21 protein-coding genes are annotated in these 26146 nt (G+C 63.5%); 4 read left to right on the plus strand and 17 right to left on the minus strand.

Translation table 11 applies throughout. The features are described 5' to 3' along the window. Nucleotides 1-377: 377 nt before the first annotated feature. Nucleotides 378-1994 (minus strand): hypothetical protein, encoded by a 1617-nt coding sequence (locus JDV76_RS11860; protein WP_198737111.1) that lies wholly within the window; start codon nt 1992-1994, stop codon nt 378-380. Between the two features lie 471 nt (nt 1995-2465). Next, nucleotides 2466-3131, minus strand: a complete 666-nt coding sequence (locus JDV76_RS11865) for an SOS response-associated peptidase (RefSeq protein ID WP_198737112.1) — start codon at nt 3129-3131, stop codon at nt 2466-2468. 18 nt (nt 3132-3149) lie between these two features. Here JDV76_RS11865 and aroA point away from each other — a divergent pair, with 18 nt between their 5' ends. The 3 genes from aroA (at nt 3150) to JDV76_RS11880 (ending at nt 6939) form a co-directional block, all read left to right on the plus strand. After that, nucleotides 3150-4493: a 3-phosphoshikimate 1-carboxyvinyltransferase gene (gene aroA / locus JDV76_RS11870; RefSeq protein ID WP_198737113.1), complete on the plus strand. Its 1344-nt coding sequence runs from the start codon at nt 3150-3152 to the stop codon at nt 4491-4493. Next, nucleotides 4486-5502, plus strand: a complete 1017-nt coding sequence (gene rsgA, locus JDV76_RS11875) for a ribosome small subunit-dependent GTPase A (RefSeq protein WP_376992958.1) — start codon at nt 4486-4488, stop codon at nt 5500-5502. Before aroA ends, rsgA begins: the two co-directional genes overlap by 8 nt. Nucleotides 5503-5655: 153 nt before the next feature. Continuing rightward, nucleotides 5656-6939 (plus strand): chloride channel protein, encoded by a 1284-nt coding sequence (locus JDV76_RS11880; protein ID WP_198737211.1) that lies wholly within the window; start codon nt 5656-5658, stop codon nt 6937-6939. A 73-nt stretch (nt 6940-7012) separates the two neighbouring features. On the opposite strand, the gene JDV76_RS11885 is transcribed toward JDV76_RS11880, so the two are convergent. The 4 genes from JDV76_RS11885 to JDV76_RS11900 all read right to left on the minus strand — a co-directional run bounded on the left by JDV76_RS11885 (nt 7013) and on the right by JDV76_RS11900 (nt 10566). Further along, nucleotides 7013-8317 (minus strand): fatty acid desaturase family protein, encoded by a 1305-nt coding sequence (locus tag JDV76_RS11885; RefSeq protein WP_198737115.1) that lies wholly within the window; start codon nt 8315-8317, stop codon nt 7013-7015. Between the two features lie 52 nt (nt 8318-8369). Continuing rightward, nucleotides 8370-9449, minus strand: a complete 1080-nt coding sequence (locus JDV76_RS11890; protein ID WP_198737116.1) for a ferredoxin reductase — start codon at nt 9447-9449, stop codon at nt 8370-8372. 196 nt (nt 9450-9645) lie between these two features. Further along, a complete protein-coding gene (locus tag JDV76_RS11895; RefSeq protein WP_198737117.1) occupies nt 9646-10152 on the minus strand; it encodes a DUF6912 family protein in 507 nt (168 codons plus the stop codon). 3 nt (nt 10153-10155) lie between these two features. Further along, nucleotides 10156-10566 carry an HAD family hydrolase gene (locus JDV76_RS11900; protein ID WP_198737118.1) on the minus strand — a complete coding sequence of 137 codons (411 nt, stop codon included), beginning with the start codon at nt 10564-10566 and terminating at the stop codon, nt 10156-10158. 293 nt (nt 10567-10859) lie between these two features. Between JDV76_RS11900 and JDV76_RS11905 the strand changes: the two genes are divergently transcribed. Next, entirely contained in the window at nt 10860-11342 is a 483-nt protein-coding gene (locus JDV76_RS11905) for an Rv3235 family protein (RefSeq protein WP_198737119.1), read from the plus strand. A 117-nt stretch (nt 11343-11459) separates the two neighbouring features. Here JDV76_RS11905 and secA read toward each other — a convergent pair whose 3' ends face one another. From secA to JDV76_RS11960, 11 genes are all read right to left on the minus strand, one after another. Then, the gene (secA, locus tag JDV76_RS11910) at nt 11460-14102 is read right to left on the minus strand and encodes a preprotein translocase subunit SecA (protein WP_198737120.1); all 2643 of its coding nucleotides are present in this window, start codon (nt 14100-14102) and stop codon (nt 11460-11462) included. 197 nt (nt 14103-14299) lie between these two features. After that, nucleotides 14300-14971, minus strand: a complete 672-nt coding sequence (gene hpf / locus JDV76_RS11915; protein WP_198737121.1) for a ribosome hibernation-promoting factor, HPF/YfiA family — start codon at nt 14969-14971, stop codon at nt 14300-14302. A 132-nt stretch (nt 14972-15103) separates the two neighbouring features. Then, nucleotides 15104-15550, minus strand: a complete 447-nt coding sequence (locus JDV76_RS11920; protein WP_232959402.1) for a ComF family protein — start codon at nt 15548-15550, stop codon at nt 15104-15106. A gap of 199 nt (nt 15551-15749) precedes the next feature. Continuing rightward, entirely contained in the window at nt 15750-17519 is a 1770-nt protein-coding gene (gene lpqB, locus JDV76_RS11925; protein WP_198737123.1) for an MtrAB system accessory lipoprotein LpqB, read from the minus strand. Further along, entirely contained in the window at nt 17519-19162 is a 1644-nt protein-coding gene (gene mtrB, locus JDV76_RS11930; RefSeq protein WP_198737124.1) for an MtrAB system histidine kinase MtrB, read from the minus strand. Before mtrB ends, lpqB begins: the two co-directional genes overlap by 1 nt. 67 nt (nt 19163-19229) lie before the next feature. Then, the gene (gene mtrA / locus JDV76_RS11935; protein ID WP_198737125.1) at nt 19230-19910 is read right to left on the minus strand and encodes an MtrAB system response regulator MtrA; all 681 of its coding nucleotides are present in this window, start codon (nt 19908-19910) and stop codon (nt 19230-19232) included. A gap of 117 nt (nt 19911-20027) precedes the next feature. Beyond that, nucleotides 20028-20687 (minus strand): dTMP kinase, encoded by a 660-nt coding sequence (locus JDV76_RS11940; RefSeq protein WP_198737126.1) that lies wholly within the window; start codon nt 20685-20687, stop codon nt 20028-20030. A gap of 42 nt (nt 20688-20729) precedes the next feature. Continuing rightward, nucleotides 20730-21092: a hypothetical protein gene (locus JDV76_RS11945; protein ID WP_198737127.1), complete on the minus strand. Its 363-nt coding sequence runs from the start codon at nt 21090-21092 to the stop codon at nt 20730-20732. A 1027-nt stretch (nt 21093-22119) separates the two neighbouring features. Further along, entirely contained in the window at nt 22120-23325 is a 1206-nt protein-coding gene (gene manA / locus JDV76_RS11950) for a mannose-6-phosphate isomerase, class I (protein WP_198737128.1), read from the minus strand. Between the two features lie 18 nt (nt 23326-23343). After that, nucleotides 23344-24339: a hypothetical protein gene (locus JDV76_RS11955; RefSeq protein WP_198737129.1), complete on the minus strand. Its 996-nt coding sequence runs from the start codon at nt 24337-24339 to the stop codon at nt 23344-23346. Nucleotides 24340-24574: 235 nt separating this feature from the next. Next, nucleotides 24575-25951, minus strand: a complete 1377-nt coding sequence (locus tag JDV76_RS11960) for a phosphomannomutase/phosphoglucomutase (protein WP_198737212.1) — start codon at nt 25949-25951, stop codon at nt 24575-24577. Nucleotides 25952-26146 lie beyond the last annotated feature (195 nt).

The raw sequence follows: 26146 nt of genomic DNA on the forward strand, positions 1-26146 counted from the left end.
TGTGCGGCATGTTCGACGGCTATGCCGCGCAGCTGGCTCAAAGGTCAGACTGCGCCCGGCCTTATCCTTGCGTTCCGGCAGGGCAACCAATTTCACGTCCGATAAACTCACGGCACGCCGATTAACGGACACCAGGTGCTCGAGATTGACGGGGTGACGGTGGTGGGGCCGGTGGCAACGCGGCCGCAGGATCCTCATGCAGTCTGATGAAAACATTTGTCAATCACGGTCAGTTAATGAATGAACGGTTGCACACCGCGATCGGAGCCTGGATCGAACCGGCCCACCATCGTAGACAGGAGAACAGAGTCAGATGGTTGACCTCTGGCCGATCATTAACAAGCAGTCGTTCGGGGTTTAGAAAATACAGTCATCCATCACTGGAGAACTCTTTTTTTCATTGTTAGATATTTCTTAATTATTCTAACCCGTTTGCCTAAATACATAGATCTATCCAAACCTCTACGCCCCGAAAATACAAAAGCACTAACATACGAAAAAAACAATAGAGCCGATAGCAGAACAACCGTCCAACACATCACAATCTGAATAACCGTAGCAATCCAAGTAGTTTCAACATTTTCCACATGCCGATAAAACTCAAAAAAGAACATAGAGTTCTCGAAGTTGCACAGCCAAATGAGCCAAATGAATGATATCCACATTTCTAAAGTCGCAGGAACACTCACCTTTTCAAAAATCTCAGAAAAAAGGTGCCCAAACCCCACTAAAGCCCAATTAATTTGCTCCCATGCAAGAACAAATAAGGAACAGAGTAGCGTTTGCGCTAATAATGCTATCCGATATGGAAAAATAATCCTGTCATAAATTACCGATTGTTTTCTTGAAGACCAGACGATCCCTAATGTAAAAATGAGAACAGCTATAAAAAGTTCGGAAGAAACGTCATTACCGCCAAGACCACCTTTCACAACAAAGGTCTGACGAAATGCCTGGTAAAGCTGAGAAACCAGCAGGAGCGCGGAAACCAATATAGCCGGTCCAAGAAAATGTCGACGTCGAGGAGTTATACCGAGTGACCAAACATACTGCGACTCCCCCCCATTCGCCCCATTACTACGGTAGCCACCTTTCTGATAATAAATTCCCCATGAACCATCCCCCTCAATCTCAGGGGAAATAGGCTCCACAGAATTTCCATTATCATCCCGCGCGGTGTGTTCAAAAAGAGCTATTTCCTGTAATCTGAGATCATCCGGGACAACAACTTTAACCGCGTCAAAAGGAACAGTAAAAGCACTCACCTCCAATAGGGGATTCCCCCAGAAAGAAGGCGATCCAGTACTGAGAAAAAACCGTTCCCATAATTTAATTATTGAGAAATCAACCCCTTTAGGAACTCGAACAATTTGCGAATGCATCTCACACAAATGGTCGAACAAAATCACCGGAGCGGCACACTCATCCCCCTTTTGCTCTCGGAGCTGGCCGATCCCTGACACCTCGCTCCCACCGCCAGATGATTCGCGAATTTCGGCTACCACATCTTCCGGTAGCACGATTTCATTCCTCGGAGAAGCGCCACCAACTTCCGGGGACCAGGAGCAGTGAGAAAGTTCTTCCACGTACCCCAGCCCACACCTCCGATTCCACTGATTCCTCTCAACCTGGTCACGGAAGTACTCAACTGAAAAATCACTGTTAAACGACCTGCTCATTATCCGGAGGCGTCTACCATCCGCAGTGCAGGTATCGACAGCGAGATAAGGTTTAGCTTTTGTGCGCCATGAGAGCGGAACATATACATGGTCGTCGGATGAAGAGTCATTTTTATCTGAACCGGAAGTCTCCCCCCACGCTTTGCAGAAAGCGCCGACATCAATGTCAAATGTCTGTTTCAGCACCCACGTAGACATGCCTTCGCTAAGGTCAATGACAGCAATATGACGACGAAGCCATTTCGTTCGTTGCACATAGGTCTCCACGATACGACGGGAAACAGCTCGCCCACTAGGATCATCATAGCCATCCATGTCCCTGATCATAGCAGTGCTGATACAACGGAGACGTCCGAAGCTAACACGCTATGCGGATCTAAAGTACCCGGATCGTTGAGTTCCGTTGAGGAGATCATTTGCTCCCCGCTTCCGGAAGTACGCCCGCACCCGGGCGCTGTCCTCCGGAGTTAGCTTCCCACCTTCATTATTGGAAACTATTTCTATTAATTCCCCAAAAGTGGGCACGCGGACGTTCTCAGATAGCCCTCTATCCACCATTCTCTCCTACTTCTCTCATACCCGCCTTCAGCCTGGGATTGATGCGGCAGGTTCTCTGCATCACCGTAAAACTGCCAGGGGTGGCATGCCTGGATACTCCAGGTTTTCGCGATAGTTAACAATTATGTGATCTCTCGCACATAATTTTCCTTCTGCCTGAAATCTACTCTTTCAGACGCCCCCCACGCTAGAGGACACGTCACAAGAGGTTTCAAACGCCCCCCTGTTTCAGCAGTTCTGGCCCTCGTTGCGCGCATTTCCCACCGCGCGGTCGACCTCCCGAAGTGACAGCATCGACACCATCTCCGGGCGGGCCGGGCGGAGCAGATCCCGGGCCTGCTCCGCAGCACCACCGATCCACATCGCCACCTCCTCGGGGGCGAGAATCCGGGGCATGCGGTCATGCAGCCGGGTCAACTGTTCCCCGACCGGTGTGGTCGTGATGATCGTGGCGGAGACGGTGTCCAGGCCGGTGTCCCAGAGCCCGGCGACCCACATCACCGGATCCCCCTCCGCCGGGTGCACGTAGTACGGCCGCTTCTCCCGCCACTCGTACCAGCCGTTGAGCGGAATCGCGCACCTCCTGTGGTCGAACGCATCCCGGAAAGAGGGTTTGTCCGGCGCGCTCTCGGCGCGAGCGTTGAACAGCACCGGACCGCCGTCGTCTTTTTTCCAGTGCGGCAGCAGCCCCCAGCGCGCGGGTGAGATCTCGACGTCGATCGCCTCCGGAACGCGCCCCGCCGGGCGCAGGATCGGAACGATCTGTGTGGGGGCGATGTTGTACCGCGGCGGGGGTGTTCCCAGGGGTGCGGCGACCGAACGGACCCCGGGCAGCGCGGTCGCCGCACCGGTGAGAGCTTCGGATGTGGTGAACAGGACGAAACGGCCGCACATATTCCCTATCATGGAGGAGTGAATTCACTGAAGCACTCTGATCCACCCCTGTGGTCCGCCCCCGTCGCATCCGCGCCCGTCGATTGCGAGGTCACGGTCCCTGGTTCGAAGTCCATCACGAACCGGGCGCTGGTGCTCGCGGCACTGGCTGACGGCCCCTCCACGATCCGTGGGGCACTCCGTTCCCGGGACACGGAACTGATGATGAACGCGCTGCGTGGCATGGGCATCACCATCACCCCGTCCAACGACGATGGCACCGCGCTGACGGTCGATCCGGGCCAGCTCGGCGGCGGCGAGGTCGACTGCGGTCTGGCAGGAACGGTCATGCGTTTCGTGCCCCCGGTCGCGGCACTGGCGGGAGCCCCGGTGCACTTCGACGGCGACCCACAGGCCCGCAAACGCCCCATGTCCACCATCCTCAATGCCCTGCGTGATCTCGGTGTTGAGGTCACCGGTGACCGGCTCCCGTTCACCGTCGACGCCTCCGACACCCCGCGCGGCGGCACCGTGGACATCGACGCATCGGCATCGAGCCAGTTCGTCTCCGGGCTGCTGCTGGCGGGGGCCCGGTTCAGCGACGGCATCACCGTCCGACACACCGGAGACAGGCTCCCGAGTCAACCCCACATCGAGATGACCGTCGCCATGCTGCGCGAAGCCGGGGTGAGTGTCGACTGCTCGGCTGCCAACCGGTGGACGGTCCGACCGGGCCCCGTCGGTGCCCGGGCCTGGCTCGTCGAACCAGACCTGTCAAACGCCACCCCGTTCCTCGCCGCCGCCGCAGTAACAGGCGGGCGGGTCCGTATCCACGACTGGCCCACCCACACCACCCAGGCCGGCGATGCCATCCGGGGGATTCTCACCGAGATGGGCTGCGCGGTGGAGCTCTCCACTGACCCGAGGACCGGACGCCGGTCGCTCGCCGTCACCGGTCCGGCCGACGGCGTACTACGCGGTGTCTCCCGTGATCTCGGGGACATCGGCGAGCTCACGCCGACGGTCGCGGCGCTGGCCGCCCTGGCCGATTCCCCTTCCGAGCTCACCGGCATCGCGCACCTGCGCGGCCACGAGACGGACCGGTTGAAGGCGTTGTCCGAAGGTCTCAACTCCCTCGGCGGCGACTGCACCGAGCTTCCCGATGGTCTGCACATCCGCCCCACAGGCGGATCCGCGCTGCACGGCGGGGTGTGGGAGTCGCACCACGACCACCGCATGGCCACTGCGGGCGCGATCTTGGGGCTCGCGGTTCCCGGTGTCGAGGTTGTCGACATCGAGACCACCGGCAAGACCCTCCCCGGATTCGAGCGGATGTGGGCGGAGATGCTCGCACCAGACGATGAGGCGTCCGAGCGTGGGTAGAGCACGCCGCGACTGGGACGAATCCGACGTCCGCGTGCGTCCACCCCGCCGGGGGACGCGCCCCAGGACGAAGGAACGCCCCACCCACGACGACGCCGAGTTCGGCATGGTCGTCAGCAAGGACCGCGGCCGGTGGGGAGTCATCCTAGATGGCACAGATCCACACTCCGATCCCCTGGTGTGCATGCGGGCCCGGGAACTCGGCCGGACCGCCATCGTGGTTGGTGACCGCGTCGGGGTCGTCGGGGACACCTCCGGCGAACCCGGGACGCTCGCCCGGATAGTGCGCCTCGAGGACCGCACCAGCGTGCTGCGCCGGACGGCCGACGACACCGACCCATACGAACGCATCGTGGTGGGTAACGCCCGGCAGCTGCTCATCGTCTCCGCCGTCGCCGATCCACCGCCGCGCTCCGGATTCGTCGAACGTGCCCTCGTCGCCGCATTCGTCGGGGGGCTGAAACCCATCCTGTGCCTCACCAAATCGGACCTCGCGGACCCATCCGAGTTCGCCGCCGAGTTCCATGACCTGAACGTCCCCGTCGTGGTCTGCGGCATTGATGATCCCCTGGATCCCATCCAGGAGATCGTCGACCACTCGGTGACCGCACTGATCGGGCATTCGGGGGTCGGTAAATCGACGCTGGTGAACCGCCTCGTACCCGACGCCGACCGGGCGACCGGTGTGGTGTCCGGGGTGGGCAAGGGACGACACACCTCGACCCAGTCGATAGCGCTCCCCCTACCCCACGGTGGCTGGATCGTCGACACACCGGGTATCCGTTCCTTCGGCCTCGCACACGTTGACGCGGATCAGGTCGTGGGCGTCTTCGAGGATCTCGCGGCCGCCGTCGCCGACTGCCCGCGGGGGTGCACGCACGCGGGTCCGCCCGCAGACCCGGAATGCGCGCTCGATACCCTCGAAGGGGCGAGTGCGCGCCGTGCCACCGCGGTCCGCCGCCTTCTTGAGGCACTTCGCAGCAACGACGACTGGGACCGGCAGGGGTAGGACATGGGCTGGTGGGTAGGTAGCGGGCACTCCCGCGAACAGGACAAGCAGGGAAATCCGTTGACCGAGCGCCAGCTCACCGACGCCCACCACGACCGGGATACCCACCACAACGAGCCGACCGGTGGAGCGAACCCCGTGGCCCGGCCTCCAATGACCGTGACGCCGCTGAATCGTCTCGCGGTCCTGGCGATCGTCGCCGGAGCACTCACCGGGTTGCTCGTCGCTTTGGGTAACCGGCTCATCGTGGCCACCGAGCAGTGGGTCTACGGTGCCCATCACCTCATCGTCCTGGATCCGGGCAGCAACGTGTCCCCTGAGCGCCTAGCCGTGACCCTGATCTGCGTCGGAGTCATCACCTCCTGGATCTGGTATCTCCTCGAACGCTTCGGCCGGCCCGCGGTCTCGGTCCCCGGTGCGATGCACGGCACTCCGATGCCCCTGTTTGAAACAGCGCTCTCCGCATTCACCCAGGTCGTCTCGGTTGCCGCCGGTGCTCCCGTCGGCCGGGAGAACGCCCCGCGACTGATGGGCGGCATGGTCGCATCCCGGCTCGCAACAGCGTTGTCCATCGACGCCGGTGCCCGTCGGATCCTCGTGGCGTCAGCCGCCGGTGCGGGCCTGGCGGCGAGCTTCCACCTCCCCCTCGCAGGCGCGCTGTTCGCACTGGAGCTGCTACTGGTCGAGATGTCGACCCGCACGGTGGTGTCCACGATGCTCGCGTCCGCAACCGCTGTAGCGACGACGGGCATCTTCGTCGCCCCGCACCCGATCTACCACTCGGTACCGCTCAACGAACATCCGGACATGCTGCTCGCCGCGATACTCGTCGGCATCGTCTCCGGGATCTCCGGGCACTGGTTCGGCATCCTCGCCCGCAAGGCCGCAGCCTCCCGTCCCAGGGACGCGAACATCCTCTGGGAGATGCCCTTCGTATTCACCCTGTGCGCGATCGCCGCCTATTTCCTGCCCGGTGTGTCGGCGAACGGGCGCTGGGCCGCGGAGACCATGTTCACCACCGGACTGCCCATCGGTGTCCTGCTTCTCCTCGGTATCGCCCGTGGCGCCATGATTCTCGCGTGTTTCCGGGCCGGGACCGTCGGCGGTACCCTCACCCCGGCCTTCGCACTCGGAGCGCTGACTGGTGGTGTCATCGGGATTCTCTGCCAACCGTTCTTCCCCGGTGTGCCCGTCGCGGCGTTCGCTCTCCTCGGGGCGGGGGCGTTCCTGTCGACGACGATGGCGGCACCGATGTTCGGCATGATCGCCGCTGTCGAGTTCACCGACCTCGCCGCCCAGGGCTACCTGGCGATGTTCATCGCCGTCATCACGGCGGCCCTCGCAGTCCGGGTGTGGGGAGTCATCGTCGACAAGGACCAGCGCCAACGCCCCTTCACCTACGCCGCCTGGACCACCGAGGCCGAGATCAAACCCTGACCGGAAAACGCCACGCCCGTCCCTCCGCTGATCGCGGGCGGGACGGGCGTGGCGGGCGCCGCTGGTGGGGTGGTCAGTGGCGGGTCGTCTCCACAGGGGTGTGATAGGGACTGCGACCGGTGAGGCCTCTGATGCCCTCGACCACCGTGGGCCGGAGCTTCTCCAGCATCTTCAGGCCCGTCCGCAACCCTTTGCGGACACCATCGGCAGCGGCGCCGACATGCAGCTTCTCCTCGACCTCGGGATACTTCGTGAATGCCGCATTGGACCGTACCTCCGGCGCATTGTCCGGGTCGGCCGCAAGATACTTGTTCGGTAGCGACAACTTCAACAACGTCCGTTGCACCTTGAGAAGCTGCATCGGGAAGGAATCGGTGTTGTAGGGCAACTCGAATTCGCGCGCGATCTCCTCGACCCGCTTCCCGACCTCCGCAAGCCGATTCGAGGGCATATCCGGGAACAGGTGGTGCTCGATCTGGTAGTTCAGGTTGCCGGAGAGAATCGTCAGCAGCTTTCCACCCTTGAAGTTCGCCGAGCCGAGCATCTGCCGCAAATACCACTCGTTGTGGTCCTCCGTGGCGTACTGCTCCTTCGTAAACGTCTCCGTCTCGTCGGGGAAGTGTCCACAGAAAATCACCAGGTACGCCCACACGCTGCGGATCCAGTTGGCGAAAGCGTTCGCGGTGACGGTGTGCACATAGTTCGGCCCGGAGAGCGCGGGGAACATGACATAGTCCTTGACCACCTGCCGCTTTGACTTGTGCACCGCCTCCCAGAAACGGACCTTCGTCTCGTCCCAACCCTGCTTGCCCGCGAAATAGCGGCCGAGCTCCACATCATAGAACGCGATCGCCCACTGGAACAGCGATGCCAAAACCACGTTGGTCACCGGCTGGAACGCGTGCTGCGGGGTCCACTTGCGGTCGCGGGTGACCCGCAGGATGCCGTATCCCACGTCGTTGTCCATGCCGATGATGTTGGTGTACTTGTGGTGAACATAATTGTGGGAGTGCATCCACTGGGAGGACGGGCAGGTCATGTCCCATTCCCAGGTGGTCGAATGGATCTCCGGATCATTCATCCAGTCCCACTGCCCATGGATGACGTTGTGCCCGATCTCCATGTTCTCCAGGATCTTGGAGACCGCGAGCATTCCGCTACCCGCCCACCAGAGCGGTTTCTTGTGGCTGAACAGCAGCGTCGCCCGCCCAGCGATCTCGAGTGAGCGTTGGAACCGGATGAGTCCCTTGATGTACCGGACGTCGTCCTCGCCCAAGTCCGCCTCGATCTCGGCCTTGATGGCGTCGAGACGACGCCCGATCTCGGCGATGTCCTCGTCGGTCAGGTGGGAATAGGCCCGGATGTTGTCGATGGCCATGTCGGTGTCCTTAGGGTTTTCGTTCGGTGGGTGTTGGGGATGGGGCTATAGGTCAGACATCGACGGAGACGTCCCCCGCGGCGACGCACACGCAGGTGCGGATCCGCTCCCCCGGCCCGTGCACGTCGCCGGTCCGTAGGTCGTGGACATATCCGTCGGTCAGCGGCCGCACACAGGTCTGGCAGATACCCATGCGGCATCCGAAGGTGAGCTGGATACCCGCGCTCTCCGCGGCTTCAAGCAGTGTCGTCGCACCGTCAGCGTGACAGCTCCCCCGGTGCCCGAAGGTGATCTCGCCACCGGTCGCCGCACTGCTGCGGTCAAGGGTGAACCGCTCGGTGCGGAGTTCCTCATCAGTGTCGAGCTCCGACCACCAGGCTTCCAGGGCATCGAGCATCTCGTTCGGTCCACAGGCGTAAGCGGTGCGCTCGGTAACATCCGGAACGATCTCGCCGACCGTCTCCGGTGTCAGGCGCCCCTCCTGGCTCGTGATGCGCACGATCGCGGTGAAACCCGGGTGTTCCCGGCGGAGCTTCTCGATGACATCCGAGAACAGCAGGTCCTCTTCGGTTCTCACCGAATGGATCAGGGTCACGTCGCCGAACTGGTCCCGGTCGGCGAGGGTCCGCAGCATGCTGATCACCGGGGTGATGCCCGTTCCAGCTGTGATGAACAGCAGTTTCCCGGGGATCGGGTCGGTCAGGTGGAAATCCCCCGCCGGCGCCCCGATCCGCACCGTCATTCCGGGGTGTGCACTCCCGACCAGGTGGTTGGAGAGTTTTCCCCGTTCAACCGCGCGGACCGTGATGGACAACAGATCACCTGCGGGACGGGGGCTGCAGGTCAGCGAGTAGGAGCGCCACACGTAGCGTCCGTCGATCTGAACGCCGATCCCAATGTACTGGCCGGCCTCGAAATCGACGGGTACCCCCCATCCGGGACGGATCACCAGGTTGACGGTGCCCTCCGTCGCCCTGGAGACGCTGACTATCTGGCCCCGGAGCTCCCGCACGGACCACAGCGGATTGACCAGCTGCGTGTAATCATCGGGGAGGAGGGGGGTAGTGAAACGTCGCAGTACATGACGCAAGGCACCGAGCCCGTCCCGCGCCCTGGCGGCTTTGGTGACCACAGGTGATTCACTGTCCTTACACTTTTCCGGATGTTGGTACGAGACCGTAGCTTACGGCAACGTAGGTTACGTGTCCAAGCGGGACACGACATCCGGTTTCATACGCGGGGAATCCGCGGCCTGCACCGGAACGCCCGACACCTCCCCTGGCCCTCCAACCGGGCTGTACCCCTGTCCTCCCCGAAAACTCCCCCGCTCAGAGGAGCTGCACCAACGCGTCCAACTCCTGCACCTCGTACCAGGCCATGAAGTTGTCCAGGGCGTCACCGACCGTCAGCTCAGCGTCCTCGTCCCCGAGATCCGCGGCATCCACGACCTCGACGGCGGCAGCGGTCGCGGCCTCGCTGCCTGCGATGTCGACGTGGAAGCACACGATGTCAGCCAGATCGACCCGCGGCGGATCCAGCCGCACCACAGACTCACCCGACTCGGGGGACACCTCGACGGAACCGTCATCGATGTCCGCGGAGATCACCACTCTCCGGTGCGGGAACCGGTCTTGTTCTCCCGTCGCCAGCAGGCGGAGCGAGGCCCGCGCTGCATCCTGGAACGCCAGGTGCGCGATCTCCTCCTCATCCCCCGAGGTATAGAACTCGAGCAGAGCGGGGGTGACCGCGAAACCCCAGCCGCCTCTCGCCGGGACGGAACGCTCCTCGGCGAGTGCGGACAGCATGTCGAAGGTCGCCGGAATATAAACGCGCACCGCTCAGAACTCCCCTTCGATACCGAACAAGCCCGTAATCTCGACGACGGCACGGTCGAACTGCTGGTAATAGACACCGACCAGGCCCGCACGCACGGCCGCGTGCACGTTGATGATGGAGTCATCGACCATGACGCAGTCCTGGCGCTTCAGCTCGATGGCGTCGGCGGCGGCCTGGAAAGCCCCCTCCTCGGGTTTCTCAACGCCGACCTCACCCGAGAGCACCACGGCGTCGACGATGCCGCGGTATTCCAGCTCGCGGATCGGTTCGGCACCGGGGCCTCCGGGGTCATTGGAAAGCACGGCCGTGGCCACGCCGTTCTTCTTGGCAGCCGTCAGCAGGTTCCGCCACCGACGTTGGTCCTCCTCTGTCCCGTCCAGGACACCACAGTAATCGACGATCAGTCCACGCACTTTTGTTCTCTCCGCTCCTCGGACACGTTTTACCGGCGTTCGACCTCCCGGCCGACGCGTGCCGACGGATCGGACGTCATCGGACGCCCGCAACCCCGGCACCACCAAGGTAGTCGGTCACCAGCCCCGCTGTCGCGCCGGGTAGCCCACGACCCGGCCCGACAGGCTCTTCGTCGCCGCACATCGACCCCTCTGTGGCGAACCCGTCGCACGGGTCCGGAACCGGGTGCGGGCACACGGGGTCCATAGAAGCAGGACACCTCGCCAGACTCATCCCCATTCAGGAGCGAACCATGCTGACCACAGTTCCCGGACACGTTCACGTGAAGACCATCCGCCGACAGGAACACCGTTCCGCCGAACCTCCCACACGGGCCCACCCCCGTGGGTCCTACGGCCCGTCGACCACGGCATCTCCGGAAGCCAGACGGGCGAGTCACCGTCTGATCGTCGTCTGTCTCGAGGCCGCATTTGCTGTACGACCCCCCACCCAACTGCGCATGGCCGAGTACTCGGTGCAGGTGCGGCAGCTCGTGCAGATCCGCCACCGGCAGATTCTCCGTGGAAGATCGGGGAAAGCAGGCCGTGTCACCCTGACCTCACTGCACATCCGGAGGGAGGATACCGTCCCCGACGACACGGGGACCGCCGGGAAGATGCTTCTCGAGGTCTGCGGATCCGCCCGTGCGGCGGGGCGACGCTGGGCATTCGCGGCCAGGATCGAGCGAGACACCGAGACCCGCCCCTGGCGGATGACGGCCCTCCGCCTGTTCTGAGCCCCGAGCCTCCGGGCACTGCAAAGCGGGCGCACCCACCGCCGCTGCCGGCTGGTGTGCACACCCGCTTCTGTCTATCACCACAACCCACCGGGGGCCACGGCGTGACTCAGTCGATCAGGGCTCCTGTGGACCGGAGGTCGGCAGGGAGTCCGGGGAGGGACGCCGGGAGCTGGGGTCTTCGAAGTCCCTGCCGTCGAGCTTGCCATCGTGGTTGAGGTCGGTGGACCCCTCCTCCTCGATCTTCGGCAGAACCTGCTTACGCAGGATGAAGAGCTGACGGACAGTCTCTTCCTTGATCCCGTCCTTCATGGCGTTGAACATGTCCCCACCTTCTTTCTGGTACTCGACCAGGGGGTCACGCTGCGCCATCGCGCGGAGACCGATCCCCTCCTTGAGATAGTCCATCTCGTAGAGGTGCTCACGCCACTTGCGGTCGACCACATTCAAGATAACGCTGCGCTCGAGGGACCGCATCTGATCCTCGGAGCCCTGCGTGGTGATCACGTCCTCCATCTCGCTGTACTGGGAGTGCACGTCCTTGAGGACGGCGTCCAGGAGTTGCTCAGCCGTGAGTTCACCGGGCTGACCGTACTCGGCCCCCTCGACGAGGCTCCGCCAGGTCGTCGACGGGCCGTAGAGACTCTCCAGGGCGTTCCAGAGCCGGTCGAGATCCCAGTCCTCGACGTACCCGTTGGCGGTCTCACCGGCGATGTAGGCCGCGACGGTGTCGTCGATCATCGACTGAACCTGGGGACCGACATCCCGACCCTCAAGGATCTGACGGCGCTCACGGTAGATCACCTTGCGCTGCTCGTTCATCACCTCGTCGTACTTGAGGACATTCTTACGCATCTCGAAGTTCTGGTTCTCGACCTGGGTCTGTGCTCCCTTGATCGAGTTCGAGACCATCTTCGCATCGATGGGCATGTCATCCGGCACGTTGAGCCGGTTCATCATGTTTTCCATCGTCGCGCCGACGAAACGGACCATGAGATCATCGCGCATGGAGAGGTAGAAGCGGGTCAGACCCGGATCGCCCTGGCGACCGGACCGACCGCGGAGCTGGTTGTCGATGCGGCGGGATTCGTGCCGTTCGGTGCCGAGAACGTAGAGCCCACCGGCCTCGCGGACCTCCTCGGCGAACTTCTCGGACTTCGCCTTCATCCGGGTGATCTCATCGTCCCACGCCTCCTCGTACGCCTCTGGGTTCTCGACGGGGTCGAGACCCCGTTCACGCAGGTTGATGTCCGCGAGGATGTCGGGGTTGCCACCAAGTACGATATCGGTACCGCGACCGGCCATGTTGGTAGCGACGGTGACGGCGCCGGGCAGGCCTGCACGTGCCACGATCTCCGCCTCCTGCTCGTGATGCTTGGCATTCAGCACATGGTGCCGGATACCGCGCTTCTGCAGCAGACCCGAGAGGTACTCACTGCGCTCGACGGAGGTGGTACCAACGAGGACCGGCTGCCCCTTCTCCACGCGCTCGGCGATGTCATCGACGACGGCCGCGAACTTCGCCTCCTGGGTCTTGTAGACGAGGTCGGTGAGGTCTTCGCGCTGGTTCGGTCGGTTGGTGGGGATCGACACGACGTTGAGCTTGTAGATCTGGTGCAGCTCCGCAGCCTCGGTCTCGGCGGTACCGGTCATTCCGGCGAGCTTGTCGTACAGGCGGAAGTAGTTCTGCAGCGTGATCGTGGCGAGGGTCTGGTTCTCGCTCTTGATCTCCACGCCCTCCTTCGCCTCAATCGCCTGGTGCATACCCTCGTTGTAGCGGCGACCAGGCAGCACGCGGCCGGTGAACTCGTCGACGATCATGACCTCACCGTTGCGCACGATGTAGTCCTTGTCACGAGTGAACAACTCCTGCGCCTTGATGGCGTTGTTCAGATAGCTCACAAGCTGGGAGTGCTCCGGGGCGTACAGGTTGTCGATGCCGAGTTGGTCCTCGACGAACTCGACGCCCTCCTCACGGACGCCGATCGTCTTCTTCCGGTGGTCGACCTCGTAGTGCACGTCGAGGCGCATCTTCGGGACGATCGTGGAGAACGCCGAGTACCACTCGCTGGAACCGTCCGCCGGACCCGAAATGATCAACGGGGTACGTGCCTCGTCGATGAGGATCGAGTCGACCTCGTCGACGATGGCATAGTTGTGCGGTCGTTGCACCAGCGCATCGACACTCTGGGCCATGTTGTCCCGGAGGTAGTCGAAGCCGAGCTCGTTGTTGGTGCCGTAGGTGATGTCGGCATTGTAGGCACGGCGCCGCTCGTCCGGGCGCATGTTAGAGAGGATGACATCGGTCTCCAGGCCGAGGAAACGGTGCACCCGACCCATCCACTCCGAGTCACGTTTCGCCAGGTAGTCGTTCACCGTGACCACGTGGACACCCTTGCCCTCCAGGGCGTTGAGGTAGGCGGGCAGAACACAGGTCAGGGTCTTGCCCTCACCGGTACGCATCTCGGCGACATTGCCGAAGTGCAGGGCCGCGCCACCCATGATCTGGACCGGGTAGTGCTTCTGCCCCAGCACCCGCCACGAGGCCTCCCGGGCAACCGCGAACGCCTCCAGCAAGATGTCGTCGATGTTCTCCTTACCGGCCAGGCGCTCCCGGAACGTGTCCGTCATTGCCTTGAGCTCATCATCACTCATTTCGGCATACTTCGGCTCGAGGGCGATGACCTCGTCGGAGATCTTCTTCAGGCGCTTCACGGCGCGCCCCTCACCGACTCGGAGGATCCGGGACAGTCCAAACACGGGCAATCGTCCTTTGTCTTTTGTGGGTTCAAGCGGATGGATTCCCGATCATTCTACGCGCCCACCGGACATGGGAAGCACCCGCCACCTCACATCCGGTGTGGGTGACGGGTGCTCAGGTCCCGGATTACATAGATCCGGAGCGGTGCCGACAACTCCCGCCTCAGCGAAAGTGCTGCACAGGCGACCGTATCCGATCAGTGGTCGGGCTCCGTCAGTGTGATCAGGCCATAGTCGAAGGCACGGCGCCGGTAGACGACGGACGGGCTACCGTTCTCCTCATTGACGAAGAGGTAGAAGTCGTGGCCGACCAGCTCCATCTCCGACAGGGCGTCATCGACGCTCATCGGGACAGCCGGGTGTTCCTTGGTACGGACGATCTGGCCGGGGACGATGTCCTGGACGCTGTCCGCGTAAGGATCCACGTCGAACTCGCCCTTGCTTTCCTGCTGCGGGGCGTTAACCTCTGCGGTGAGTTCAGCGGCAATCTCCCCGGTCGACAGCGGCGCACGGTGTCCCGAACGGCTGATCTTCCGACGTGCCTTCACCTTGCGCAGCGACCGTTCCATCCTGCTGAGGGCGGTCTCCAGGGCAGCATAGAAGCTGTCTTCCTTCGCCTCGGCACGGGCGATGTGGCCCTTGCCGGTCGCGGTGATCTGGATCTTGTCGCTCTGATCACTGCGTCGCGGATTCGGCTCGTGCTGGAGCTCGACGTGGAAGAAGGTCAACGTCGGGTCCAGTCGCTCAATCTTGGCGAGCTTCGAATTCACGCGTTCCGCGAAGTGCTCCGGAACCTCCACGTTACGGCCCGTGATGCTCACCTGAGTCTCAGGACGCAGGCCGTCTTTGTTGTCAGCAGGCGTGGTCATTGCTCTTACCTCCCGGTATCGGCCACCGCACAGAAGTGGGTGGGATTACCCACGACGTCCACGGTGACGGGGACTACTGCAACCTCAAGTTTACCTTCCGGTCATAACCATCGGGCGAGGCACCCCCGACAGCTAAGCAGCGGCAAGTGCGACCACCCCCGTGACCAGTATTCCGGCAACTGACAGACACTCGACTGTGGCAGCTGCGGTTGCCCCCGTCGTCACTACATCATCGATAACCACCACCCTCTTCGGCCACCCCTCAACCCGCCGGTACATCCGGACCGAACCCACCAGGTTCTTCCGACGGGATACAGCATCAAGGCCCGCCGAATCCCGGACCGAGGCGGCGAGATAGACCAGGGGAACCACATCGAAACCGCTCGCCTGACAAATCGCAGCGACAGTGTCCCCGCCGCGCAACCGGGCCACTCTGCGACGGGTAGGCGCAGGTGAGAGGACTATGCCGGGGGATGCGGGCAGATCACCCCGGGCCGCGAGATACCTGATCGCGGCACCGAGAACCGCCCCGATCTCCGGAATGGCATCCCTTCTGCCACGCTCCTTGATCCCGATCACCGTGGACCGGTGTACCCCGCCCCACGGCCCCAACGCGAACACCGGGACGCGGGGATCCACCCGGGGGTCAACGCGAAACGGGGGATTCCTCCATTCGTGCCTGCAGAGTTCACACAACGTCACCCCTGCAATTCCGCATCCCACGCATCTCCTCGGAAGCAGAAGCTCCAGCATTAGGACCTCCCCTTGAACCGTGGACCTAGTCCGCAACCACGGGCACGGACCGGGTGCCCTGGAACGCCGGCACTTCCCGCCAGAAGGCCGCGGAGTTCGTCGACGCCGGTAGCTGGAGCATCGCGCGGGCATCAGTCGCATACAGAGTGGTGGAGGATGAGGCGACCGCGACGATCGGGGCCGTGAGGTTGCCAGTGGGCAACGACGTCACCGCCGAACCATCCACCTCGACACGCCACACCGGCGTGTCCGGGGAGGACGTACCCACCAGCAGAGAGCCATCCTGCTGCCACGACAACGCCAACGCGGTGTCACCGATCGCCGGCGCGATCTCCACGGGCCGCACGATCTTCCGTTCCCCCGGCGCTGGGCGAGAGATGGTCCCCACCCACACTCGTCCATTTCGGATCATGGCGACCCGTACGCCATCTGGGGAGAGCCGGAGCACGGAGATGAGTTGATCGTCGCCACCATTGTCCGGTTCATCCAGGGAACTCGCGTCAACCTCGACCTGGGAGAGTTCACCCGTCGAGGTTGAACGCGCCACCCGGGCGACGGTGCGTCCATCCAGGACCGTCCACAACGCGGTCGCCTCGTATTCGAAGCTGGGTCGGGTCAGCGTTCCGGCAGTGAGTACCTCGGCGGTCTGCCCACCGACCGGGCCAAGCAGCAACCGGGATCGCCCCCGCCTGGTGCTCGAGGGTGCCTCCTGCCCAGCGGCCCTGCTACCGGCGGAGTTCTCCACCACGGCGACCACTCCCCCGGATGAGGAGATCTCCGCGGATTCGATGTTTCCGGCAGTCCCGAGAGGCCCCGCGACGGGGCGGGCATCCGTGCCGTCGACGAGCATCAGCGATCCGTCATTCAACGCATAGAGCGGGCTGATCGCACCAGCGAAGGCGTTTGGGTTAAACTCCGCCACGTCCTCCACAGTCAACGCCTCGTGGGCGGGATCGACCGGGGTTCCGTCGAGTTCGACGCGGTACGGGCCGCGGGTGCCTGCATGCGCCAGAGTCCACACCACCTGCGCCGCGAACCGATGTCGCTGGTCTATGTCGAGGTCACCGAAACCCGTGAAGTGGTAAACACCCCCTTCCGCACCGGTGAACACCGCATCGGGCGGGATTTCGTCGACCAGGCCCGGGGCTAGATCCGTCTGGGGCCCCTCCATAAGGAGAGAGAGCAACGCCGTGTCCAGGGACGGTTGGCCGTTGTAGACCCACCTCCGGTCCCGGACCAGGAACTTACCGGTCGGTGCGAAGAAGAACAGTTCATACGGACTGAACTTGTTTCGGAGTTCCGTGCGTTCGAGGACGACTCCCGGCGGCAGCGCCGAGATCCGCCACTCCCCGTTGATCCGGTTCAGCTGCATCGTCGCCTCGTACTCACCGTTCTCCGGGGTGTACACACCTCCGGTCGCGAGGGTGCCGACGACGGTTCCGCGGACCTTGTAGGAGATCGAGTCCTCGGTTGCTCCTGGTTCGGCGTTGAGGTCGATCCGGTCGAGCACGAGGGTCGCAGCGGAATCGTCCCAGTTGGAGGCCGTGGAGTCGGTGAGAAACGCCCGCGCAGCCTGGTGTTTCTGTGCCGGGTTGCCTGCCGCCGTGAAGAATCCGCGGAGCAGGAGATCGGGTTCCTGGCCAGGGATGGGGGCGAGTTCATCCTCCGTCGAGTGTGTCCGCTCGAAGGGCCGGATCGCCTGTGGGGCGGAATCCCCGGGAAGACTCGTGCACCCCATCACCAGCGCAGGGACCAGGATCAGTGCCCCGAGGAAACGGAAACGTCGTGCCTCCATCAGCTTCGCTCACCTTCCTCGTCGATGATTGTGGGTGGCGCCGGGACTCCGGGACCCGGTTGTGCAGCCGCGGCCGGAGAAACGGGTTGATCGGGTTCCGGGTCACCCGGATCGATGGCCAATGGCAGTGGGGATTCACCGTTCCACGTCGTCCCCGGGGTAAAGGGGAGCGTCAACCGGAAACAGGAGCCGACGCCGACTTCACCGACGGCCTCCAGGGCACCCCCGTGTAGTACCGCATCCTCGTGGGAGATCGCCAGCCCGAGGCCGGTGCCACCGGAGTGCCGCACTCGTGAGGGGTCGGCCCGCCAGAATCGGTTGAACACCAGCGCCTCCTGGCCCGGTTTCAACCCGACGCCGTGATCGGTCACGGTCACGGCAACAACATCATCTCCGGTCGCCACTCGTACCATCACGGGTCTTCCCTCGGAGTGATCCACCGCGTTCGCCAGGAGGTTCCGAAGAATCCGCTCTATCCGGCGGGCATCTCCCACGACGGTCACCGGGTCAGCGGGTTGATCGAACGTGACGTCGACCCCGAGTTCGTCGGCAAGATGCTTCACCTGCTGCCATGCCGCCGCGACACAGGTGCGCAAATCGATTCTCTCCTCAGACAGATCCGCGACACCCGCGTCGTGCCGGGAGATCTCCAACAGGTCCGCCAGCAGGGACTCAAACCTGTCGAGCTCCCGGACCATCAGTTCCGCTGCCCGGCGTGTGTACGGGTCGAGTTCGTCGGCGCGGTCGGCGATCATGTCGGCGGCCATACGGACCGTGGTCAACGGGGTCCGGAGTTCATGGGAGACGTCAGACGTGAACTGCCGTTGCAGGTTTCCGTACTCCTCCAGCTGGTGAATCTGTTTCGACAGTGATTCCGCCATGGCGTTGAAGCTGATGGCCAGCCGCGCCATCTCATCTTCGCCGTCGATCCGCATACGCTCCCGCAGGTGGCCGGCTGCGAAGCGTTGGGCAATCCGCGAGGCTGAGCGGACCGGGGCGGTGACCTGCTGTGTCAGCAGCCATGCGATGCCGACGAGGAGGACAATGAGGACCACGCCGCCAAAGGACAGAAGTCCACGCATGAGGGCGAGCGTCGCCTCCTCATTCTCCAGGGGAAGGACGAGGTACAGCTGGAGACCGGGGATGTCCGATTCCGTCGGAGTCCCGATGATCAGCGCCTTATAGATCGACCCGTCGGCCCGGTCGATGGTGGAGTACTGGTACGAGATCTGTCCCTGGGACACGAAAGCCCGGAGCCGGTCCGGGATCCGGTACGCCTCCGGGGACGTGGCGAGGATATTTCCGTTGTCAGCGACAACAAGGACGGGTTCGAAGACCGCCACCGAATCGGCAGCTCCCCCGGTCCCCCGGTTGGTCAGGGCCGCCCGGGCGGAATTGATACGCACCTGGGTCGAGTTCGAGGTGTCCGTCGCAGATACCTGCTGCTCGACGATGGCGCGGGCCCGGTCGATCTCAGAAGTAGCGATGGACAACTTCGCATCGACGAGGCGCTGCGCGACGATACTCACCATGGCGAGCCCGAGGATCAGGACCACCGCAGCGGACGCAGCGAGAATCGAGCCGATGACCCGTACCTGGAGAGAGGTGCGCCACGACTCCGTGAGGCGTTGCCGCACGCCCATCAGTTGACTGTTGAAAACTGTCCTGCTCCCTCATGTTCCCGATCCGGTGGCACCGGACCCGGCGCCGTTACTCGCCCGATCCCGTCTTGTATCCGACACCTCGGACGGTCAGGACGATCTGGGGGTTCTCAGGGTCCTTCTCGATCTTCGCCCGCAGCCTCTGCACGTGGACGTTCACGAGCCGCGTGTCCGATGCGTGACGGTAGCCCCAGACCTTCTCGAGAAGTTCCTCTCGGGTGAATACCTGTCGAGGGCGGCGGGCCATCTGGAGGAGAAGATCGAACTCCAGCGGAGTGAGCTGGATCTCCGTATCCCCCCGTTTGACCATGTGCCCCGGAACATCGATGGTCAGATCGCCAACCTCGAGCTTCTCGTTCGGTTCGTCGTCGGTCCGGCGCAGCCGTGCACGGATACGGGCGACCAGTTCCTTCGGCTTGAACGGTTTGTTGACGTAGTCGTCCGCACCGGATTCGAGGCCGAGGACAACGTCCACGGTGTCGGTCTTGGCCGTGAGCATCACGATCGGAACGGTCGACTTCTTACGGATGATCCGGCAGATGTCGATACCGTTCATGCCGGGAAGCATGAGGTCCAGCAGAATCAGATCAGGCTGCTCACGTTCAGCGACCGCCACCGCCTGCGCGCCGTCCATGACGGCGACGGTATCGAAACCCTCGGCCTGAAGAACGATGGTGAGCATCTCGGAGATGGCGGGGTCATCGTCGACCACCAGAATCTTGGCGTTCATCTGTCCTACTTCGCGTGGTTGTCCGGGATTGGCCTGCGGCGGACCCGGTGTCCGGTTATCAGCCACCGATGCGAGGGCCGCACGACTATTCCCCCCGATACTACCCAGGGTTAGGGGTCAGGTCCGGTTACCGGAGTTCCGGCGCGTGATCGTCATCTCGCGCAGCTCCCGGAGACGAGTGTGGACCGACACGGCGGCTTCGGTTGTGCCTCGCGGGTCCACGATCAACCACGAACCGTGCCACGACTGCTCCGCGAGCCGACGATAGACCGATGACGTACGCTCCTGCAGGCCACGATCGGACTCATACCGGTCCCGCACTCGGGACCGGTCCGCCGCCTCCCGGTCCGCCGCTCTCGAGGCGGCGAGATCCACCGGAGTGTCCAGGAGAATCTGCAAGTCAGGCACGGGGAGACCGAGCTCCCCGAACTCGAGATCCGCGACCCAGTCGCACAACGAAAGGTCATCCGCGCGGGCAGCCGAGTAGGCGGCGTTGCTCGCCACGTACCGATCGAGCAGAAGCAGGTCCGGGCTACCCCGAAACCGGTCCAGGGTGTCCAGTGCCCCGTACCGGTCGAGCGCGAACAGGGTGGCCATACCGTGGATGCTGTCGGTAAGGTCCCCCATCTCACCGTGCAGTGCCCGCGCGGCCAACCGGGCTGGCAGGGAAGATTCGTAGCGGGGGAAACACAGCACCTCCGCTCCGGTGCGGTTCCTGAGTTCGGTGACGAGGGTGTTCTTTCCCGCTCCGTCGATGCCTTCGATGGTAACGATCATGGATCCTGTCCTGGGGGTCGGGTCCGGAGGGAAGACCGGGAATCAGGCGACGACGCCGAGCGCCTCGATGTAGGGCTCGGTATCGTAGTCCTCATCGATCTCCTCGAGGATCGACGAGGCGTCGTCGTACAGCGATTCATCTCCGCGCCCGATGAGTTCACGAATGAACGGATATTCCTCGACGACATCCCCCGCAGAATACGGAGCCCCGGCCCAGATTGCGGCGATCGTCGCCGCGCACTGTCCGTTGGACCTGTCGTCGTCGGTCACATGCGGGTCGCCCAGCAGAAGTTTGCAGGCATCCGCGACGGCCTCGACGATCTCGTCGTTGTCGAGGGCAGCCAGCTCATCCAGAAAATCCGTGTTGACCGGATCGTTGAGGATCTTGTTATCCCATGCGCCCATGTGGAACTCTCCTGCTCTCTCGAGGGTAACAACGCCCTTGACCGGGCTTCCCCGGTCCGGGCACCATGCTAGTGTTTCTACTGTCACAGAGCCGCCACCTGCGGTTTCGCCCGGTAACGAACCCGTGGGGAACCGGCTGTGTACTGGCGGTGGAACACGGATAACCGAGAAACACCGAGTACCACAGACCCATCTGTGGCGTTCTGAGGAGGGATGATGAAACGAGAAACGAGAATAGTCCTCGTTTTCATCGTCATCGGGTGCCTCCTCGCCAGCGGAATCGGCGTCGGAGTCTGGCGGTCAACTGCTCCAGTCCCCACCTTAGCCACAACGGCACGAGATTCGGTAACACCGGGACCGGTGAGTTCCGCACCACCCGCTCCGACCATTGATTCCACCGCAACCGCACCAGCGGTGTCCACCACCGTGACGGACCCTCGGGAGGGACCTGTCGAGGCGCGTCCGCCGGCCACTGGCCGGGTCACGGTGGACCAGTCCGATCCTCTGCTCCCCCCGAATGCCCACATTCCGGCCCCCGGAACAGTCAGGCCCACCACTGCATTCCGGCCTTCGATGCAACCGGACCCCACCAATGCCGGTTCCCGTCCGGTGTCGCCGGACATATCGACGCCTTCCGATTCCCCCCGTCCGCGCACGCCAACGAGCACGGTACCCGCAACGCCGACCACCGAGATAGAGCCCTCGTCTTCCCCCACGACGACCGCAGGGACCACAGAACCCTCATCCACCGTGCCTTCCGAACGTCCCGCAGAAACGACAGAGCCCACCACTACACCGGAGTCTGATCCGGATGACGATGTTCCACCGTCAACCATCGAACCACCTGAGCCCCCTCTAGTCCCGACCGAGAACAAACCCGAAGTCCCCGGGGAGGTGGTCCCGTCCGGGGTCGAGAGTCCTGAAGTCGGGGCCAGGCCGTCGGGGGGTACAGCGTCCCAGGCGCGGGTGTCCCCGCTTCCTGCTCCTGCTGGCACACCGGAATCGCCGGTTGCCGGGTAGGTTTCCGCTACGCCTTCGCCACGAACAACTCGGTGCCGTCCGACGTCGAGACGGTGACGGCGCTGTCCGAGGCGGGAATCCAGAGCGCGGAGCCTGGTGTCAACACGAGGGGTTCGTCGTCGATACCGTGACCCGCCACCGCCTCGCCGGCGGTGCACAACACGATGACGGGGCCGTCGTGCTCCACCACGGTGGATGAGCCAGGCCGCAGGTTGTACCGGGTCAGGTCGAATTCCTCGGTCGGGACCGGGTAACGGGTGGCTTCCCCGGTGACCTCGCTTTCAACGAGGGGATCCTGCAGCGCCCGGAAGGTGAGCACTCGTACGAGCTCAGGGACGTCAACGTGTTTGGAGGTGAGGCCACCGCGCAGCACATTATCCGAATTCGCCATGATCTCCACGCCCATACCCGAGACGTACGCGTGCAACTGACCGGCGTCGAGGAAGACGGCCTCTCCCGGATTCAGGTTGATTTTGTTGAGGAGCAGGGCCCCGAGCACCCCGACGTCCCCCGGGTAACGCTCGTCCAGCGCCAGGATGTTCCGGAGCACATCGACAATCCAGGGTTCGGTGTCCTCGCGTTGGATCGCCTCCCTGATGCACCCGGTGACCTTCTCGATCAGGGAGACCCGGGTCGCCGCCGGGATCGTGATCCAGGTGGTAAACAATGCACGAAGGTTCGTCTCCTCGTGCTCGGGATCACTGTCGAGCATGGTGAGGTACCGCGCAAGCTCGGGACACGAGATAGCGTCGAACAGCCGGATCGTCTCCGACAGGGGCCGGAATCCGGCCAACGCCTCGAAGTCCGTGAGCGCGACGATCAGCTCGGGCTTGTGATTGTCGTCGCGGTAGTTGCGGTTGTTCGCGTTGCGGGGGATACCCGCCGCGTCCTCTCGGGCGCATCCTTCGCGGGCCTGTTCGAGGGAGGGGTGCGCCTGAAGCGACAGCGGCTCAGCCGCCGCGAGGATCTTCAGCAGGAACGGGAGACGTCCGTCGTACTGCGCGCAGACCCGGCTCCCCAGTGCGGATTCCGGGTCAGCCGCGATGATATCGACCAACGGGGTGTCCCCGACCGTCGACGAGCCACCGGGATGTGATCCGAACCAGAGTTCCGCTTCGGGCCGGGGAGACGGGGTGTGCAGACCCCGGAGTTCCGCGATAGCTGTCCGGGACCCCCACGGATATGTACGGACCGTACCTGTCAGCAGGTGCATGTTTCTGAAGTCACGTCCTCATTCGGTGGCGCGGTAGATGGAAGCGGCCCAGCCGCGTGTGGTCAGGCGCAGTGCGCCCGCGAGTCGGCCCGGCGCTGGTTCACCCCAGCCCTGGGCGGTCGCCTCGGGCAGCCTGGTGTCCTCGACGGCCCAAATGACGATCCTCAAGGATAGCACCGTGGGTCCCTCATCGAGATAGGGGTCATGGAACACGTCCCCGCTCCGCGGACGGAGCACAGGCAGAGCTATTCCCAGTTCAGGCTGGGGGATCACGGATCCCGGCAGGCCCGCGGAGTTCCAGATGGCGGTGACCACGCCCGCCACCGCCGTACCCACCGGGTCCTCCGCCGAGTGGATGATCCGGCGTCCCTCCACGCTCGCGCGAAGTCTGCGAGCAGGATTCACCAGTTCATCCCGCTCCGGTCTCAACGTCACCAACTCCGCATCGATCTCGTCCGCGACCCGTTTCAACGAATCGACGACGAGATCGCGGTCCTGCTCAAGCAGATCCAGAACTGCATCGACAGTGGCCGTGATGCGTGCGGGGGAGCTCGTCTGGACGGTCGGAGGTTCCGGAACGATCACCACACGGGACGGCGCGTCATCAACGAGCGGTCCGCGGGACGGCGCGATGAGCACGGTCGGACACCCACGCCCCACCGCCGCGGAGAGGGCTCGCGCTCGCTCAGGGTCGTGGGCGTGTCCAGAGGCGACGATCACCACATCCAGCGGTCCGGTATAGGAGGGCAGGACATCCGTCACGATCATGGGCTGTCGCAGCGGTGACCGGAGCGCGACGGCGAGTTGCGCAGCGCGGGCCGAGAGCAGGTCTCCGGCAACGATGATTACGCTCCGCGGACGGGTCGCGGTGAGATCGTCGAGTGCGCCGGTCTCGATGAGTCCGGCGACGCACCTCACCTGGGCCCCTTCATGTGCGACATCGAAGAACCTGACGGCGTCGCGGTCGTACCGCGATCCGTCCGACCAGTCGTACTCGTTCGTTGTGCTGTCCATGACCCGGGATCCTTCCTCCATACGCATCACCACTCCCGGCCCGCGGTGTCGAACCGCGGCTTGGCGTCCCGGGATCCTTCCTCCATACGCATCACCACTCCCGGAGGACCCGCCATCCAGCAGGCCCGGCTGTGTTCAACACGTTACCCACGTGCGCCAGCGCACATCGGAGCGGTCGAACCCCCAGGGTAGCGCGGAAAGCGACTCAGGCGCCGTCCCCGGGCGACCGGGTACGCTACGCTCGGATGATCCCCAGGATCTCCTCAACCAAGGCATCAACCTCCGCGCTGGTGGGTGCCTCGACGTTCAGGCGGAGCAGCGGCTCGGTATTCGACGCACGCAGATTGAACCAGGTGGGTGTGCCCGCGAGATTCACAGTGACTCCGTCGAGATGATCCACTGACTCGGTCCGGTTGGCGAACGCGGCGACGACTGCCTCGGTCCGCTCGACCTGAGCGGCGGCACTCTCGAGGCGCGAATTCAGTTCTCCGGATGCCGCGTAACGGTCGTACCGCTCCATCATCTCGCTCATCGGCGCGTTCTGATGCCCCAGTGCAGCGAGTACGTGCATCGCAGCGAGCAGGCCGGAGTCCGCATTGAAGAACTCGGTGAAGTAGTAGTGCGCGGAGTGCTCTCCACCGAATACCGCGTTCTCTTCGGCCATCGTCGCCTTGATGAAGGAGTGCCCGACCCGGGTACGGACCGCACGGCCGCCGTTCTCCGCGATGATCTCTGGGACCGCCCGCGAGGTGATGAGGTTGTGGATGATGGCCGCACCGGGGTGCTCAGACAGGTAGCGTTCGGCGACTATCGCGCACACGGCGGACGGGGTGACGGGCTGCCCCTTCTCGTCGATGACAAAGCACCGGTCAGCGTCGCCGTCGAGAGCTAGCCCGATGTCGGCCCCCGTATCGCGGACGAACTGCTGGAGATCCCGGAGATTCGCCGGTTCGAGGGGGTTCGCCTCGTGATTGGGGAACGTACCGTCGAGCTCGAAGTAGAGCGGGCGGATGTCGATGGGGAGCCCCTCGAACACCGCCGGTACCGTGAGCCCACCCATGCCGTTACCCGCATCAACCGCGACGGTCAGCGGACGAATGCCGGTGAGGTCGACGAGAGACCGGAGGAACGCACCGTAGTCGGCGAGCACATCACTCTCGGTAATCGAGCCAGGACGCCCCTCGTAGTCCGGAACCCCGGCGACCAGGTCATCCGCAATGGTACCGAGCCCCGAGGCCTGCCCAACGGGGCGGGCACCCGCCCGGCAGAGTTTGATGCCGTTGTACTTAGCGGGATTATGGCTCGCGGTGAACATCGCGCCGGGGCAGTTTCTGGAACCCGAGACATAGTACAGCTCGTCGGTGGAGGTAAGTCCGAGCATGGTGACGTCGAGCCCCTGTTCGGCGGCTCCGCCAGCGAAAGCCGCGGCGAGTTCGGGCGACGAGTCGCGCATGTCGTACCCGACTGCCACCACCGTGGCTCCCTCCGCCCGCATGAGTCGGGCGAAAGCTGCTCCGGTGTCGTGGACGAAGTCGGTGTCGATTCCGTCTCCGACTACTCCCCGGATGTCGTATGCCTTGATAACAGCGTCAACAGAGTCGCGGGTGCGCATGTACTGGTTCTCCTTCAAGGTGGGCATGGAATTCGGGAAACACCGGGGTGGCCGATCGGTTGTTCCCGGACTTCTTGACCGGTCTCGTTTTTGTTTTCGCCCGATCATACCCGCGACCCCACCACGGTCCGGTGCGCAGACAGGCTCGCGTGAGCGGTTTCACGACCGGACTTCGGCTAGAACCCGATCCGAACG

The sequence above is a fragment of the Corynebacterium marambiense genome (assembly GCF_016342275.1).
In the GTDB taxonomy this organism is placed as follows: domain Bacteria; phylum Actinomycetota; class Actinomycetes; order Mycobacteriales; family Mycobacteriaceae; genus Corynebacterium; species Corynebacterium marambiense.